The following is a 16,507-nucleotide window of genomic DNA, read 5'->3' as shown; positions in this document are numbered from 1 at the left end:
AAATGAAACAGATATTGGCACTTCTGCTCACTTTCCTCGCTGCAACAGCATTGCAAGCCCAGGAAGCATACAAAGAACACTATGCAGACGGAAAACTGAAAACAGCAGGATTCATAAACAAGGACACGGGTAAACGTCAAGGACACTGGGTTACTTATAGGCAAGACGGCACGAAGTTCGAAGAGTTCGACTACAAGAACGGCGAAAAAGAAGGCAAGTATTACGTCTACGACAAGAAAGGGCGCATATACATCATGGAAACTTACCACAACGGAATGCTCCATGGAACAATGTTGCAATACTACAGTACGCCCGACAATAAGGGACGACTGCCCCTTTATGCACGGACAACCTACCGGAACGGAGAGCCGGTAGGCACAAAATATACATACGACCGGAATGGAGCAATCATAAAAAAACGCACGTTCGACAACGGAATGATGGCATCGGAAACCGTCTACGATGGAAATACCGTCTATAACACTTCAAGAAAACATGATGCCGATGCCTCCGACCCGGACGACGAATATTATTATGAAACCATCGAAACTGCCCGGACAATGCCCGGACATGCCCGTGGAAACGGAAGCAACACGGCAGCGCAAAGGCAGCAAACCGCAAAAGGCAAACGCAATTCTATGGCAACAAAATATACAAAAAAGCAAAAAACAGGCAAGCAAAGAAATACCCAAACCTTACCAAGCTTCATAAAAATAGAAAATACACCCAAACCCGCAAAGAAAGGAAAGCTAAAAGTAGGCAAAGACGGTACCATAACGGTAGAATAAAAAAACGCAACCATCTTGCAGAAACAAATAAAACTACACAGAAACCCATACCTGTCAACAAAACCATTATAAACTTTTATTATACAAAAATAAACTGCAACACCCACCTGCCAACATCATTCGTTGGCAGGAATCACCCACCACATACCATCTTTTCATACCAAAAATACACAGAAAAAACGTATTTTTTACTGAAAGTATAAATAGATAGTATTCAGGTATTTACGAAACTATTATTCTTTTCCCAAAAACGTCCGTACTTTTCCTCTAAAACGTCCGTACTTTTTTCTAAGAATGTACGGACGTTCTTTTGAAAAGTAAGATGGAATAACCAATCTACCAAATATTCATTGTGCCACTATCTATAAATTAAGCCAATGGAAAAAGAATAAAATGCAGCGGAAATTTACATTTCTTGCCTGCGGTGCAATTCGCATCATCTACAACCTCAATATCTTTCCTACCTCTTATTCATAAGTTGTTTTACACTTCCTTCACAACACAACCAAACAGAATTACCCACTAAAAATTTTTTCATTAAAACACAGATGAATATTAATAAGGAATGAAGAGAAATGTAATTAATATTTTTCAATTTCTTATTATTATTTTGAGCATAACCAGCATTTCTCACTTTTAATATAAGAAAACAAGAGAGAATAAGGGTAAAAGAAAGATAAAATGGAAAATATTTTGGATAAATTTGGACGTAACGTTTTTTTCTTTTACATTTGCAGCAACTTTAGTCCATAGTGTATTTCTCTATTTTTTAATATAGAGTTTCTTACATTAACTTATAAACAATTGTAACCTCGCTAATTGATGAAATTCATTACTATCATATTGTTCTATTTGTGCTTGTGTACCATCTGTAATGCACAAGTTAAATTTATAGGTAGCGTAAAATTACATAATGGAAGTCCTGTTGAAAGTGCCATTATTATAGCTAAAATTCCATCAGAAAAAGGAGAACGTATTGTTGCCAATACAAGAACCGATGAACAAGGACACTATGCTTTTACACTTTCAAATAGCAGTCCGCAAATTGTTTTATATATTTCCAACTTCAATATCAAACCCATTCGAAAGGAAATAGCCAATATTTCTCAAACTTTAGACTTTGTTGCAGAATCGCAAAACATAGAATTAGAGGAAGTATATGTAAAACCGACGATTATAAATGCCAAAGGCGATACGCTGACCTATCATCTTTCTCATTTTAGAGATAAAAATGACAGAAAGCTCCGAGAAACCTTAGAACGTTTACCAGGAATTACCATAAACGATGCAGGAAGAGTATTATATAATGGTAGGGAAATTACAGAATTTCAGATAGAAGGGGGCAATCTTTTTGAGGGAAAATATTCTATAGCACTTGAACGTATAGACCCAAAAGATATTATTGCAGTAGACATAATGCAACACCATCAGCCCATACGTGCTTTGCAGGGTAGCCGTATTACAGATGATGTAGCACTTAATGTGAAACTTTCTCCAAATTCAAAAAACACTTTGACTGGAAAAATGGAAGTTGGTGGTGGTTATAGAGAAGGCAACAAAGATAATTTAGCTTATACCGCACGATTATATGGAGGTTTATTTAATGCCAAACATCAAATTTTTGTCACTGCTTCGGCAAATAATAGCGGCGAACAATTAAGAGATATTTATGCCGTGCCTTTAACCTCGCTATCCAGTAATTTACTTTCTTCTCCCACACCACAAAGTGGTATGCTCAACAAGAATGATTATATGACAAATAAGAGTGAGGCATTGTCAATAAACGGACTATACAATAAAACTCCTGATTCCAAATGGAATTATGCAATAATAGCAATGAACGAAAATACCGAAGGGTGCGCAAGTATGGAATATACTTATCATATTAACCAACAAGAGAAAACGCATAAACGAAGTTTTGAATTTGGAAATAATTACCGAAATATAGATTTCCTTCTCAAATACGAACAAAATAAATCGCGATATTTTTTTATGAACAAATTGGTTGGAACTTGTAATAGAGAGTTGCCATTCGTACAACAACTTATAAAAACTGCACAACTTGACGAAAGTCTCAACCAAAGAGAATTTGCACTTGATAATAAATTAAGGTTAATATACAAATGGAACGAAGTAAATGGACTGGATACGCAGTTCAACTTACAATTTACCAATAGTCGTGAGCTGCTCTTTTTAGCACAAGAAGCGAGAATCAACTCTTTGCCACAGCCCACAGCACGGCAAGAAGTAAAGCAAAAATTCTATTACGCAGAACTGCGACAAGAGATGCTTTCTACAATCAGACTTGGCAATTGTACATTCGACCCTTATTGGTTTGGCATTGCTGATAAGAATATGCTAACTACTGCATTGTATTCTTCAGGTTTATTTTCTCCAGAAAGTAGTTTTGCTTTAAGTGACGATATGCATTATAACCGTGCGAAAGCTGGAATAGGTTTATCGTTTCAGTCGGTTATGGCACATTTTCGAATCTATGGATATATTCCGTTAGTTTATTCACATATCTCCGTATATTCTCCTTATATCACCCCAAAAAAACATTCACTACATATCCTTCCGAATTTAACGATAGAACGCTCTTTGTTATCTCATATTTCGCTGCAATTACAATGGTCTAGAGAGGTTCACGACAATAAACCAGAAGATTTTTTGCAAGCTTTTATTATCCGTAACAGCTACGAGCAGACTCGTGCAAATATAAACGATATAACTTCAACAAATAATCATTATTTTTCAGCAAAAATCAATTATGCCAACGCTTTCAAATTACTCTTTGGTAATTTACGCATAAACTATAATTATCTGAACAGCGATATGATGACAAATAAAGTGGTAAAGAATAATCACATAGCACTTTATCTTATTCCACTGAATTTTGATACCCATTCATTGAGTTTAAGTGGCGAGTTATCGAAAGCTTTTTATTGGAAGAAAACAAACGTTGGTTTGAAAATAAGTCATACACGGTTTTCTTCTTCACAAATGCTAAATGATATTAGTTATCCCTTTCAGATCAATGAAAGCAGTTTCTCTCTGAAGGGAGGTATTACGCCTGTAAAAGGTTTGCTCACCGAAATTCAGATGTTTATCAACCGTAGCTGTATGTCAGAACCCACCAGTAAAAATACCGACATTGTTACAACTCGTGCTATGTTAATAGGGAAGATAATGGCAACGTTCAGAAAATGGAGTATTGCCTGCAACACCTTATATTCGCAGCAAGACCATACACATACTTTTCTCGCAAATGCGAAATTGTATTATAAGACAAAATTAGTTGAATGGAGTTTAAACCTTCGTAATCTGTTCAACGCACAACAACTGAATATCGTTTCAGTTAATGCACAAGAGCAGCAGCGCAACACATTTTTTCTTGTGCCACGCAGTATGATTCTTTCATTAAAGTTCAACCTATAAACTTATTAGATAATATGAAACCTTCTTTTAAAAACCTTGCACGCAGAGGAATTCTATTTCTTTTCCTAATTGGTCTGTCAGAAACCTCCTTCTCACAAGCATTTGTGTTTGGTAATTCTCCTTCTTATACGGCATTAGACATGAAAAATAAAAAACCGCTTGATACAGTACTCTTAGAAGTGCGTTACCAATTCACATGGACTTATGCTAACAATTCGCAGCCACATACAGAACAACGAACTTTATTAATTGGGCGCAACCATATCTATTCACGTAACGAAGCACTCTATCAAAATGATTCTGTAGCAACATCACTCATTGCTAAAGGTGCAAAAGGAGTATCACTCTATTCTAACCCTACTATTCCATACGAAGTTTGGACAAATATACAAGCAAAGACAGTAGAAATAGGTTATCGAGTACCTTTCGACAATATAATTATATCGTTTATCCAACCAGCCAATGAATTACAATGGAGTTTCTTCGAAGATGAAAAACAAAAAATTTTAGGTTATGTTTGCTCAAAAGCAACAACAACCTATCGTGGCAAAAACGTAGTTGCATGGTTTTCTGAAGAACTTCCATACGATGCTGGTCCTTATTGTTTTATGGGATTACCTGGATTGATTATGAAAATTGAATTAGAAGGCGCAAGTTGGCAAGCAATAGGAATTAGAAAAGGTAGAAATTACGAACAAATTTATACATTTGCACGTCCACTGCAAAAAATGACACGCGAAAAAGCCATTAGTTTTCTTACCAACCTTTACAACGATCCTGTAGCAACCTATAGTGCACTTGGTGTAGAATGTAGTTCTACTGAAAAGCCAGACCAAGTACTTACTTCGGGAAGTATTAAGTGGGAAATACCTAATTTAATGAAAATGGAGCGATGAGTCTGAAAATAATGACTATTGATAAATTGAGATTTATCAGCGAGACCTCACAGAATGATAAAAGTTCTTTAGGCGTAGTCGTTGCTCCTACATTAGATTGTAATAACAAATCCTCAGTTAACTATCGCTACCACAGTAGTTGCTCTTGTTTTAATGATCCTAATTGTAAGAAATGTTTTTATCTTCCTATTTGTAACGGGAAATGTTCATGGTACCAATTAAAAAACAAATATAAAGGAGGACAATTTAACCTGTGTCAATGCCTTTTAAAAGCACCAGGTATGAGAAATAAAATGCTAGAGAAATACTATGATCATATTACAAAATAAAATTATAATCACATTATTAGTCCTTTTGGGGATTTCGGGAGTGTGTTTTGCTCAATCCAATTCTTCACTATCTGGAAAAGTCATTGACGATAAAGGAAATACTTTATCTGGAGCACATATAGATATGTTTTTGTCATCAGAGACTTCAGAGCCCATTGCGACTGTTATATCTGATAGTCTTGGCGAGTTTCATTTATCTACAGAAAAGAAAATTAAACTTATTAGAGCACAGTATATTGGATATGACAAGGTGCTACTGAAAGCTCCTTTTGCTGATTCATTAATTATTAAAATGGAATCTATGCCTTTGGAACTAACGGAAGTAGCAATTACTGGAAAAACTCCGAATAAAATAACAACTAACGGAATTAAGTTTACTCCCACTCAAATGCAAAGACAATTGCCTAATATTAGTCATTATATTGCACAATTGCCTTTTGTTGAAAAATCTGGTGATAGTTTTGTTGTCGTTGGTAAAGGAAGAGCTGTCTTCTACATTGATAATCGACGAATAGAAGATTTGAAAGAGCTGAAGGAACTAAAAATGGATGAACTTCAATCGGTAGAAGTAATTCCTAATCCTGGAATAATATACAATTCTGATATTAAAGCCGTAATAAAAATCAAAACGAAAAAGAAGAATACTGGAATGGGCTTTGAACTAACCAGTGGTATTATTCACAGTGAACTTACTGAATTATGGAATCAAGGAAATTTCTCGTACAATACTCCTACTCTTTGTTTACAAACTTCATTAGTTTATGATTACGATCCAACATTTGCACACCTTGAGATTGAACAACTAATGAGAAAAGAGCATACTTCATCAGTTTATTACAATAGTACGGAAAAACAAATATATAGAAATCTACGGTTTCGTAACAGCCTAATTTATACGCCTAATAAAAATAATAGCTTTGGAGTCTCTATGAGTTATGGACATTCCAATTGGACTACAGATGTAGATAATGGATTACATTACACTGATGATATAAATAATGTGGAATATGGACAAAAATCACATTCAACAAGTCCAAATCATAAGTGGGTAGGGAACTTGTTTTATAATTATTCTAATAAAAAAATAGAGTTCTTCTTCAATACAGATATTTACAGAGGAATTGGTTCAAGGAATATGGTTTCAATTAGTTCCAATCATACAGTAGAACCAGATGTTGATACACGTTCGGAAGATAGTAACTTCCTTTGTTATTTCCAAGCATTAGGAAACTATAATATTTCTGAATCTATTAAATTTCAAATGGGTGCAGACTATGCTCATACATCTGTTTTACAAGCATATAATGTTAATAGTGCTCATGCTGTTTTAAACCCATTTGACATTAAAACTTACCAACATCGTTATGCAGAGTATGCTTCTTTGAATTATGCTATTACTAACTTTGCCTTTTCTTTGGGACTTCGACACGAAACATTGTCTATAAATAGAGAAGATGATGTAAAGAAAGGACGTAACAAACTCTTTTCAATTTCAAAACTATATCCGTCAGCATCTGTAACTATGACAAAGGGAGCTTTTCAATCTCAACTATCTTATTCTTTGAAAACAGAATATCCCACCTATAACCAGTTACGTGCAGGGTTGAGTTATAGTTCTCCTTATCTGTATGAAAGTGGTAATCCTGATTTGTGTCCTGAAACACGACATGAATTATCTTTTCTTGGGAAGTTTTTGAATAGCTCACTGATGCTCAATTATACAGCGATTCGTGATGAAATTATTCAGGTTCCTACGCTTTATTCTGATAATATAATGTTATATAGACCAGAAAACACAGGAACAAACAAATATCTTTCATTGTCGGTTGGGCAGCAAATAAATTGGGGAGATATTTTAGAAAGTTCATTAAGAGTGAGCTATCATTCTCAATGGTTGAATGTTGCAGGTTTTACGAAACAGAAAGGTGAGGGATACATTTTTAGAGCAAACAATACAATCAACATAAATAAAAATATTCAGTGCTTTGTAAATGGTTCCTATCAGAGTGCAAGCGAAAATGGATTATTCAAAATTCCACAGGCATGGAATGTAGATTTGGCATTAAATTTATCTTTTCTATCAGATCGTCTCAACATCTATCTTGAATGTACAGATATTTTTTCAACTCTACATGCAAAACGAGGTTGTTACGGAAACAATATATCTATGGATTATAGTAGAAACTATCAAACCCGTACATTCACAATACAAGTTTCATATAACTTACCTAACATTATCAATGGTAAGAGATATAAAGGCAATACAACTAATAGTGAAATTCAGCGTCTTTAAAAACTTATTGCAGATACGAATGAAGATAATCAGACAACGTAATGCAATGGATTGTGGTCCATCTTGTTTGGCAATGATTGCAGAACATTATGGAAGAAGAGAAGAAACAAGAACGCAGTTACGAACTTCGTAGCGAAAAAGTACGCAGCATTGTGGGGCAAATACCCTCTTCACTTATTCGCTACGGCATCACCGCCATTGGGGCTGTGTTGCTTTGTCTCTTTGTTGTGGGTTATTTCTTGCCCTACAAGCAGGTTTATTCAGGAACAGCAACCATTCATAGAATAACAAATACAGCAGCCGATAGTGTAGATATAGCTATTTTTGTCAAATTCGATAACAAACGTCCTGGCAATATAACTGAACAAATGCTCTGTCTGCAATTACCTAATGGTACATTTACTGGACAAATACAAAATCTTTCCTCAGTTCGTGATACTTTGGATCGTCAAGAAATCCTCTGTCGTTTCAAGTCATCAGAAATAAAATCGGTAGAAAACCAAACTTTAGACTTTCAAATAGTACACTCATCGGGCAATCTACTGCAAAAAATGCTTGGCAGATTATGGTAGATACCTCAGATGCTTAGAAAAGTCTGTCAAAAAAGTTGGTTACTTTCGTTTCAGATATCTATCAGGTTTGCCGTAGATTTGGCGTATAGGCCTATATTTTGAACTGTTTTCAGCCGTTTTTTTGTACATTTGTAAGTGGTTGGTAATTAGCGATATACAAAAACAGCGAAATGTCTCAAAAAACGTCCGTACTTTTTTCTAAGAATGTACGGACGTTTTTTTGAAAAGTAGGCTGGAATAACCACTCTACCAAATGTCTATTACGCCGAAAGAGATAATAATTTAGGAATAGTTTAGAGCGTATACTTTTAATATTCTACCATTTGTAACCATGCTTGCAGAATATTATTGTCTAATTGTGGTACTGAAGATGGTATCTCAAAAGTAAGTGTGCGAGGTTTTTCTTTCTTTATTTTTTTCATTTCACTTTCCGAAATGATAGCTCTATCGGTAATAAACAAGTCCGACCATACATCTATTTGTTCGTCTGTATCTTCTCCCCTATAATGTGCCATAAAAGTTTGGTGTTTATGTGCCGAATATAAATCTTTTAATGTATAGGTTCCTGCATGTTCTACGTAAGTTTCTTGTTCATCAAATTGCGTCATACGTGCTATGATACCATACATTTTTAGTTGGTTCATTTCAATTTCATGGTTTTCTTGTCCCATCAAATTATCCATGTTAATGGTTATTCCAGTAGTTGCTATTTTTTGATTAGGAAACTTATGCTTTGAAATTGTACCGCATTTGTCAGCCCATCGGTAAACGTCGCCATTGTTTCGGGTGGAATATTCTTCGCTTTTAATGCTTTCTATAAGAGGTGTAGACTCTAATGCAGGCATATTTATACGAACAAAAGTTTCGTCTCCATTAGCTTGTTTGGCTTTTCTGCGCCTTTCGCCAAGAAATTTTCGGTCTACGAAAGTTGTTTTTTTCGAAGTTGTATCTAATGGAACATACAATTCCATCATACCATCTACGAAATAGCTAAGCATAAAATTTGTAGACTGATATACACGGTAGTATCCTTTCAACCTTATATATTGTTGTTCGTGCGATTGTGCTACAATGGTTGTAAGCAAGAAAGCGAGCAATATTCCTATTTGTTTCATTTTTCAAATGTTTCTATCGGTGCTTTTTGCGTGCCTTTACAGTTTTTCCTGCTTTTGTTTTTGTAGAAACCTTTTGCGAAACTTTTCTACTTTTATCTTCATCTAAAGTGAAGTCGAGTTGCTTTCGTTCTAAATTTGCATTTGCAACTTGTATGCGGATAGGATCTCCTAACTGATATTTATGATGATGACGACGCCCGACAAGACAATAATTCTTCTCGTCAAAGTCGTAATAATCGTCGTCAAGGTCGCGCATTGGTATCATTCCTTCACAATGATTTTCGTCAATCTCAGCATAAATTCCATAACTCTGAATACCACTTATGTGCGCATCATAACATTCGCCAAGATGTTCGCCCATAAATTCCACCATTTTATATTTAATAGAATCGCGTTCTGCATTCTGTGCCACTTGTTCCATGTCAGAACTGTGTTCGCAAAGCTCTTCTATATGTTCTTTATTAGCCGAACGTCCTCCATTTTCATATCGAGTAAGTAAACGGTGCACAATAGTATCGGGATAACGACGTATGGGTGATGTAAAATGAGTATAATAATCGAAGGCAAGTCCGAAGTGTCCTATGTTGTGTGTAGTATATTTCGCCTTCATCATAGAGCGCAAAGCCACAGTTTGAATGACTTTCTGCTCGTTCTTGCCTTCTATCTCGTCCATTAAGGCATTCAAGGCTCGTGCCGTTGCTCCTTTCGTACCTGACGATTTCAGTTTATATCCGAACTTTGCAGAGAACTGTCTGAGGTTTTCAAACTTTTGTGGGTCAGGATTATCGTGAACACGATAGGGCAATGTCTTTGCTTTCTTGCCGCGTGCTACTTTTCCTACGTGTTCTGCAACATATTTATTGGCAAGCAACATAAACTCTTCTATGAGTTTGTTGGCATCTTTTGAGCGTTTAAAGTAACAGCGAAGGGGTTTTCCATGCTCATCTATATCAAAATGCAACTCTTCCGAGTCGAACTTTACACTGCCTTTCTTTATTCTTTCGGCACGAAGTCGTTTTGCCAAACGGTCGAGCATTATAAGTTTATCGGCAAATTCGCCTTTATATTCTTGTTTTTCTGGTGCAGGTTCACCAGTTCCGTCTATCACTCCATTGTCTTCCAATAGTTGTTGCACCTCTTCGTAAGCATATCTACGATTACTTTTTATAACAGTATGTGCAATATGGAAATGTTTAACTTCGGCATTATCGTCTAATTGGAAGATTGCGCTGTATGCTAATTTTTCTTCGTCAGGGCGCAAGGAACAAACAAAATTACACAACCTTTCGGGCAGCATTGGAATAGTTCTGTCTACAAGGTAAATAGATGTAGCACGCTTTTGTGCTTCCTTGTCAATTATATCGTTCTCTTTAACATAGTGGGAAACATCGGCAATATGTACGCCCACTTCCCATAAACCATTTTCCAGCTTACGTATGGAAAGAGCATCGTCAAAGTCTTTTGCATCTTTAGGATCAATAGTACAAGTCCAGACTTTGCGAAAATCTTCGCGTTCGGCAATATCTTGCGCAGTAATTTCGGCATTAATTCTCTCTGCCGCTTCCTCGACTTTCTTCGGATATTTATAAGGCAGACCATATTGCGCAAGAATAGTATTCATTTCTACATCGTTATTTCCTGCCTGTCCGAGTATGTCAATCACCTCTCCTACAAGATTTTTATGGGCAGCATCTGGCCACTTTGTTATTTTTACTACTGCTCTGTCACCAGTTTTACCACCATTCAAAGCCTTCTTCGGAATAAGAATATCGTGAACAAAAAGGTTTTCTTGCGTAATAAGGAATGCTATTTCGGGTTCTACTTGCAAACGTCCTACAAATGTTTCCTTCTTCCGCTGCAGAATTTCAATAACCATTCCTTCTTTAATATGATTACGACGGCGCGCAAAGTACTGCACTTTCACCCTGTCTCCATTAAGAGCCGACATAGAATTGCGTTCAGAAATAAAAATGGGAGTACCACCATCGTCGGGAAGGAAAGAGTTTTTTCCGTTCGATTTTCTTACAAAAACACCTTCTTGTACCTGTCCTTTGGTGTTAAGTGTATAAGCATTTTCGCCAACTTTAGCAAGAAAATCGTCCCACGCCATTTCTTCCATCACATCGATAGCAAGCATTTTTAGCGGATGCGTGGTTAGTTTTAATGCTTTGAATATTTGTTTTAGGCTAAAAGTATTGTCTGGTTGTGTCTGAAAGAAACCTCTAATCTTCTCTGCTAATTCTACCTTAGTCAATCGTTTTCTACTCTTTTTTTCCTTTCCCATTGTTATTTGCGCTTTGATTGTGTTTACAAAGTAACGAAAAAGTTCGTACCTTTGCAAGCGTTTCACAGTATTTTAATGAAAAAAAGAATATTAATAACAGGAGCTTCGGGCTTCATTGGCTCGTTTATCGTAGCAGAAGCATTGCGCCACGATATGGAAGTTTGGGCGGCAATCCGTGCAACTTCGTCGAAAAAATACTTGCAAGACGAGCGCATTCACTTTATAGAACTCGACTTTTCTTCGGAAGAAAAACTTAAAAAGCAGCTACAATCTTACAGCTTTAATTATGTTGTTCATGCTGCGGGAGCCACAAAATGTACAAAGAGAGACGATTTTTTCCGCATAAACACACAAGGAACGCAACATTTTGTTAATGCACTTTTAGCGCTGAATATGCCCATAGAACGCTTTGTTTTTATATCGAGCCTCAGCGTTTATGGTGCTATTCACGAACAACTTCCTTATAAAGATATTGACGAAACCGATATTCCTCGACCAAACACAGCTTACGGAGAGAGTAAACTAAAGGCAGAAAAAGTTTTGGCAAACACTGTTTACAATGGAAAAACATTGCCTTACGTTATTCTTCGTCCTACGGGTGTGTACGGACCAAGAGAAAAAGACTACTTTTTAATGGCTAAATCCATAAAAGGGCATATAGACTTTTCGGTGGGTTTTCAGCGTCAAGACATTACTTTTATTTATGTAAAAGACCTTGTCCAGGCTGTTTTTCTTGCAATTGATAAGGCTAAAACTGGAAGAGCTTATTTTCTTACCGATGGAGAAGTATATCAAAGCACCACATTCAGCAATCTTATTCACACAGAATTGGGCAACCCTTGGTGGATAAGAATCAAAGCCCCTATTGCTTTGTTGCGTATTGTTACTTTCTTTGGCGATATCTTAGGACGCATAACGGGCAAGCTTTCGCCGCTGAACAACGATAAATATCAAATTTTGAAACAACGAAATTGGCGATGCAACATACAACCCATTGTAAAAGAACTTGGCTATAAACCAGAATATAACTTAGAGCGAGGCGTAAAAGAAACAATGGATTGGTATAAAAATAATGGCTGGATTTAAAAATAAGGATAACTGATAGTAGAAATAAAATGGTAAAATTTGTACTCGATCTTTTTAAAATAGAGAAGAAACCTTTAAAAGGATTATTGCCAATAGAATGGGCAGCAGCAGCATATATGCTTTTCACTTTCGTGTTAATAATGTTCTTTTACACAAAAATGGAAGCTCCCCAAACCATGATTTACGGCAGATTACGCATCATTGCCATGACGGCTGCCTTATGGTTGGTATATAGAATTTTCCCTTGTAAGTTTACTCGTTTAGCAAGAGTATCCGCCCAATTAGGATTACTTGCATGGTGGTATCCCGATACTTACGAGTTTAATAGACTTTTACCTAACCTCGACCATGTGTTTGCACAATGGGAACAAAATATATTTAGCTGTCAGCCAGCACTATTATTCTCTAAAGAATTACCAGATGCCTTTTTCAGCGAACTTTTCGATATGGGATATGCAGCTTATTATCCAATGATTGCACTCACTGTGTTCTATTATTTTATATGGCGCTACAAAGAATTTGAACGAGTAAGTTTCATATTATTGGCTTCATTTTTTATCTATTATGTAGTATTTATTTTTGTTCCAGTGGCTGGTCCTACATTCTATTATAAGGCAGTTGGCTTAAAAACTATTGCAGCGGGTATATTCCCGAACGTACACGATTATTTTAATTTGCATAAAGACTGCTTGCCCAGCCCTGGTTTCACCAATGGTTTCTTTTATAATTTAGTAGAAGATGCTAAAGCTGCAGGAGAACGTCCTACAGCTGCCTTCCCAAGTTCGCATGTAGGAATAAGTACTATATGTATGTTTTTAGTATGGCATACACGAAATTACAAATTACTTATGGTGCTTGCCCCATTTTATTTTTTCCTTTGTTGTGCCACTGTTTATATTCAAGCACACTATCTTATAGATGCTATCGCAGGTGTTATTTCGGCTATTTTAGTTTACCTTACACTCTTCTATTTTTCAAAAAGAATGGTAAAAAAAGGACGATAAAAACACAGTGTCTTACTATGTTATATAGTAAAGCATTAATATCTATCAAGCACATTACAACCACCTATATTTTAGTTTATTTATAATAACACAAGTATGTATCACACAAATTTGTGTGATACATACTTGTGTTATTACTTTTTTCTTATTATATTTGCACTTGTAAGATGAATTAAAGCATTAAATTATGTGCAAGAAATTTGTTTATGGAGTAGCTGTCTCCGACTATAACTTCATAGGAAGAGAACGAGAAACAAAGCGGCTTTTAGATAATTTTAAAGGTGGAATAAACGTAATTCTAATGTCGCCAAGACGATTAGGAAAAACATCTTTAGTGAAACACGTATGTAATAAGCTCGACAATAAAGATATAATTACAGTTTATTTAGACATATTTGGTTGCAAAAGCGAATACGATTTCTACAATAAATTAACCGCAGAGGTATTAAAACAAACTGCTTCTAAAAGCGAATTATGGTTTGAAGAAGCAAAAGAGTTTCTTTACCGTCTCACTCCTAAAATATCTTTTAGTCCTGAACCTAATTCCGATTTTTCCATTTCTTTAGGTATTACTCCAAAAACACACACGCCAGAAGAGGTTTTACAGATGGCTGAAACAATTGCTATAAAACGAAAAAAACGCATTGTTATATGCATAGACGAGTTTCAGCAAATAGGAGAAATGTCCAATAGCAAACAAATTCAGGCACGTTTAAGAACTGTTTGGCAACACCAAAAACACGTATCTTATTGTCTTTTTGGAAGTAAACACCACTTAATGAGCACTATATTTCTCCATAGAAGTATGCCTTTTTTCCAGTTTGGCGATACTATTTCGTTAAACAAAATAGCAACAGAAGATTGGGTTGAATATATTGTTTCGCATTTTGCCGATGGAAAAAGAACCATTAGCCACGCTTTGGCAGAAGAAATTTGCAAATTTACCGAGAATTATTCTGCCTACGTACAACAACTCGCTTGGTTGGTCTTTACATTAAAAGAAGAAGGAGAAACTGTAACTGAAGACGATGTAAGACAAGCCAAAAACGACTTATTGGCTACAAACGATATTCTTTTTATGCAGATGATTGAACCATTATCTGAATTTCAATTAAATTTCCTACGTGCAATAGCATTGGGAATTAAAAAAGATTTCGGACTTTCTGAAGTGCGAGAAGAATATAACTTAGGCAGCTATTCGAATATAACTCGACTGAAAACAGCTCTCTTAGAACGCGACTTAATAGAAAAACAAAACACAGGATTGGTTATAACCGACCCTATTTTTGCAAAATGGCTAAAAAGAAAAATAATGCTTTAGCTATAAAATAAAGAAAATACGTAGACCAAACTATCAAGAACTTAGATCTAACGTAGAATATTATTCTCCATTAGAATATGCTTCCGGGAAACACCGTTTCATATGAATTTAACTTACAGAAAAATAGATATAATGAAAGTAATGCTGGAGTGTCTGAACGGTCAAGACTGTAAAAATACAAAAAAATAACCATGTTATCAACTAACAAAAAATGCAGATTGATTTAATATGACCATATAATTATTGAACGGGATGGAAAAAGTTTATAAAACAAAAATTGCAATTTGGCTAATATGTGCCATTATAGGATTCACTGTAATTCCTATAATACCCGTATTAGTATACGATTTTTCGTGGATTGTAGTAACAATTGTAGCATTAATTCTCTTTTTTGCTCTTTTCTCTCTTTTTGATATCCGCTATACTATCCATAATAACATCCTCTCTGTTAAATGCGGTATGTTATCAACCACCAATTATGACATAAATCAAATAAGAAAAATAAAAGACACAAATTCTATTCTTGCTGCACCGGCAGCCTCGCTAGATCGAATAGCAATATATTTCATCCAACAAAAAACACCTCTTATTATTTCACCAAAAGACAAAAATGGTTTCATAAAGAATCTACAATCTATAAATCCCAATATTGTATATAGTAACGATAAATGAAAATACAAATTACACTTCTATTAAAGGAAAAGTGTATACTCTTAGCATTACAATGATTGGGAATTTTTATATGTTTTCAAAAGACTGCGATATAAATCAATTCAAATAAAAAAAAGTTTGAAAAAAAATTGTATCTTTGCAAATGAAAAATAAAATATTCAACTTAATCAAATAGAAAAAGATGAAGCTATTAAATAAGAAACTAAATAGAATGCAATGGATTAATAAAGGAATACTATTTTTCATTCTTTTATTTGCTTTTGAACCTATATTAAGTTCGTCTAATATATATTGGTATCTTTTGGCAGTATCAGCAAGTATAGTCTTTTTAATTTTCATTGGCTTTATATTAGGTATATTCATAAAAAAGATACCAATAAAGAATAATCTTATAAACGAAGGGAAAATATCTTATGGATATCTTTTAGCTTCATTGTTAGGGTTAGTTATATACTATATATATAAAGGTGAACTACTAAATTTTTGGATAGTTATAATTTTTTTGGACTTAGGAAATATCTATTTAGAACAAAGTTCTAAAGATACTAAACAAAAAGGAACTTAAGCTTCTTCCAAATATAAAATTAAAGAATAAGAATATTTAATTACCAAATTAAAAAACGTAATTATGTTTTTGCAGAACATAATTACGTTTTTTATTATAATCGTATCTGAAAGTATTACTTGCTGGACTAATTCATGTTTATAT

At 35.0% G+C, this 16,507-nt stretch carries 13 protein-coding genes; 11 read left to right on the top strand and 2 right to left on the bottom strand.

Features of this window, described 5'->3' with window-relative positions; genetic code table 11:
- Positions 1-2 precede the first annotated feature (2 nt).
- From RDV52_RS04235 to RDV52_RS04215, 6 genes are all read left to right on the top strand, one after another.
- Positions 3-788 carry a toxin-antitoxin system YwqK family antitoxin gene (locus RDV52_RS04235; RefSeq protein ID WP_004366902.1) on the top strand — a complete coding sequence of 262 codons (786 nt, stop codon included), beginning with the start codon at positions 3-5 and terminating at the stop codon, positions 786-788.
- A gap of 822 nt (positions 789-1,610) precedes the next feature.
- Positions 1,611-4,226, top strand: coding sequence for a hypothetical protein (locus tag RDV52_RS04230; RefSeq protein WP_004366904.1), 2,616 nt, complete (start codon positions 1,611-1,613; stop codon positions 4,224-4,226).
- A gap of 14 nt (positions 4,227-4,240) precedes the next feature.
- Positions 4,241-5,122, top strand: coding sequence for a GLPGLI family protein (locus RDV52_RS04225; protein ID WP_004366905.1), 882 nt, complete (start codon positions 4,241-4,243; stop codon positions 5,120-5,122).
- Positions 5,123-5,431: 309 nt separating this feature from the next.
- On the top strand, positions 5,432-7,744 hold the full coding sequence (locus tag RDV52_RS04220; RefSeq protein WP_004366906.1) for an outer membrane beta-barrel protein: 2,313 nt from the start codon (positions 5,432-5,434) through the stop codon (positions 7,742-7,744).
- A complete protein-coding gene (locus RDV52_RS11195; protein WP_081470691.1) occupies positions 7,692-7,877 on the top strand; it encodes a cysteine peptidase family C39 domain-containing protein in 186 nt (61 codons plus the stop codon). The genes RDV52_RS04220 and RDV52_RS11195 overlap by 53 nt, the downstream gene beginning before the upstream one ends.
- Positions 7,834-8,316, top strand: a complete 483-nt coding sequence (locus RDV52_RS04215; protein WP_004366907.1) for a hypothetical protein — start codon at positions 7,834-7,836, stop codon at positions 8,314-8,316. The genes RDV52_RS11195 and RDV52_RS04215 overlap by 44 nt, the downstream gene beginning before the upstream one ends.
- Positions 8,317-8,624: 308 nt before the next feature.
- Here the strand turns inward: RDV52_RS04215 and RDV52_RS04210 are convergent, their stop codons facing one another.
- Positions 8,625-9,431, bottom strand: coding sequence for a hypothetical protein (locus RDV52_RS04210; protein WP_004366908.1), 807 nt, complete (start codon positions 9,429-9,431; stop codon positions 8,625-8,627).
- Between the two features lie 13 nt (positions 9,432-9,444).
- Entirely contained in the window at positions 9,445-11,715 is a 2,271-nt protein-coding gene (gene rnr / locus RDV52_RS04205; protein WP_040556914.1) for a ribonuclease R, read from the bottom strand.
- 75 nt (positions 11,716-11,790) lie between these two features.
- On the opposite strand from rnr, the gene RDV52_RS04200 reads away from it, so the two are divergent.
- The 5 genes from RDV52_RS04200 to RDV52_RS04180 all read left to right on the top strand — a co-directional run bounded on the left by RDV52_RS04200 (position 11,791) and on the right by RDV52_RS04180 (position 16,363).
- The gene (locus tag RDV52_RS04200; RefSeq protein WP_004366910.1) at positions 11,791-12,801 is read left to right on the top strand and encodes an NAD-dependent epimerase/dehydratase family protein; all 1,011 of its coding nucleotides are present in this window, start codon (positions 11,791-11,793) and stop codon (positions 12,799-12,801) included.
- A gap of 29 nt (positions 12,802-12,830) precedes the next feature.
- A complete protein-coding gene (locus RDV52_RS04195) occupies positions 12,831-13,805 on the top strand; it encodes a phosphatase PAP2 family protein (protein WP_004366911.1) in 975 nt (324 codons plus the stop codon).
- Positions 13,806-13,992: 187 nt separating this feature from the next.
- Positions 13,993-15,126: an AAA family ATPase gene (locus RDV52_RS04190; RefSeq protein WP_004366912.1), complete on the top strand. Its 1,134-nt coding sequence runs from the start codon at positions 13,993-13,995 to the stop codon at positions 15,124-15,126.
- A 252-nt stretch (positions 15,127-15,378) separates the two neighbouring features.
- A complete protein-coding gene (locus RDV52_RS04185) occupies positions 15,379-15,798 on the top strand; it encodes a PH domain-containing protein (protein WP_004362289.1) in 420 nt (139 codons plus the stop codon).
- Between the two features lie 181 nt (positions 15,799-15,979).
- Positions 15,980-16,363: a hypothetical protein gene (locus tag RDV52_RS04180; RefSeq protein ID WP_004362286.1), complete on the top strand. Its 384-nt coding sequence runs from the start codon at positions 15,980-15,982 to the stop codon at positions 16,361-16,363.
- Positions 16,364-16,507 lie beyond the last annotated feature (144 nt).

It is taken from the genome of Prevotella nigrescens (assembly GCF_031191185.1).
GTDB lineage: Bacteria > Bacteroidota > Bacteroidia > Bacteroidales > Bacteroidaceae > Prevotella > Prevotella nigrescens.
This window is presented reverse-complemented; position numbering and strand designations above follow the sequence as displayed.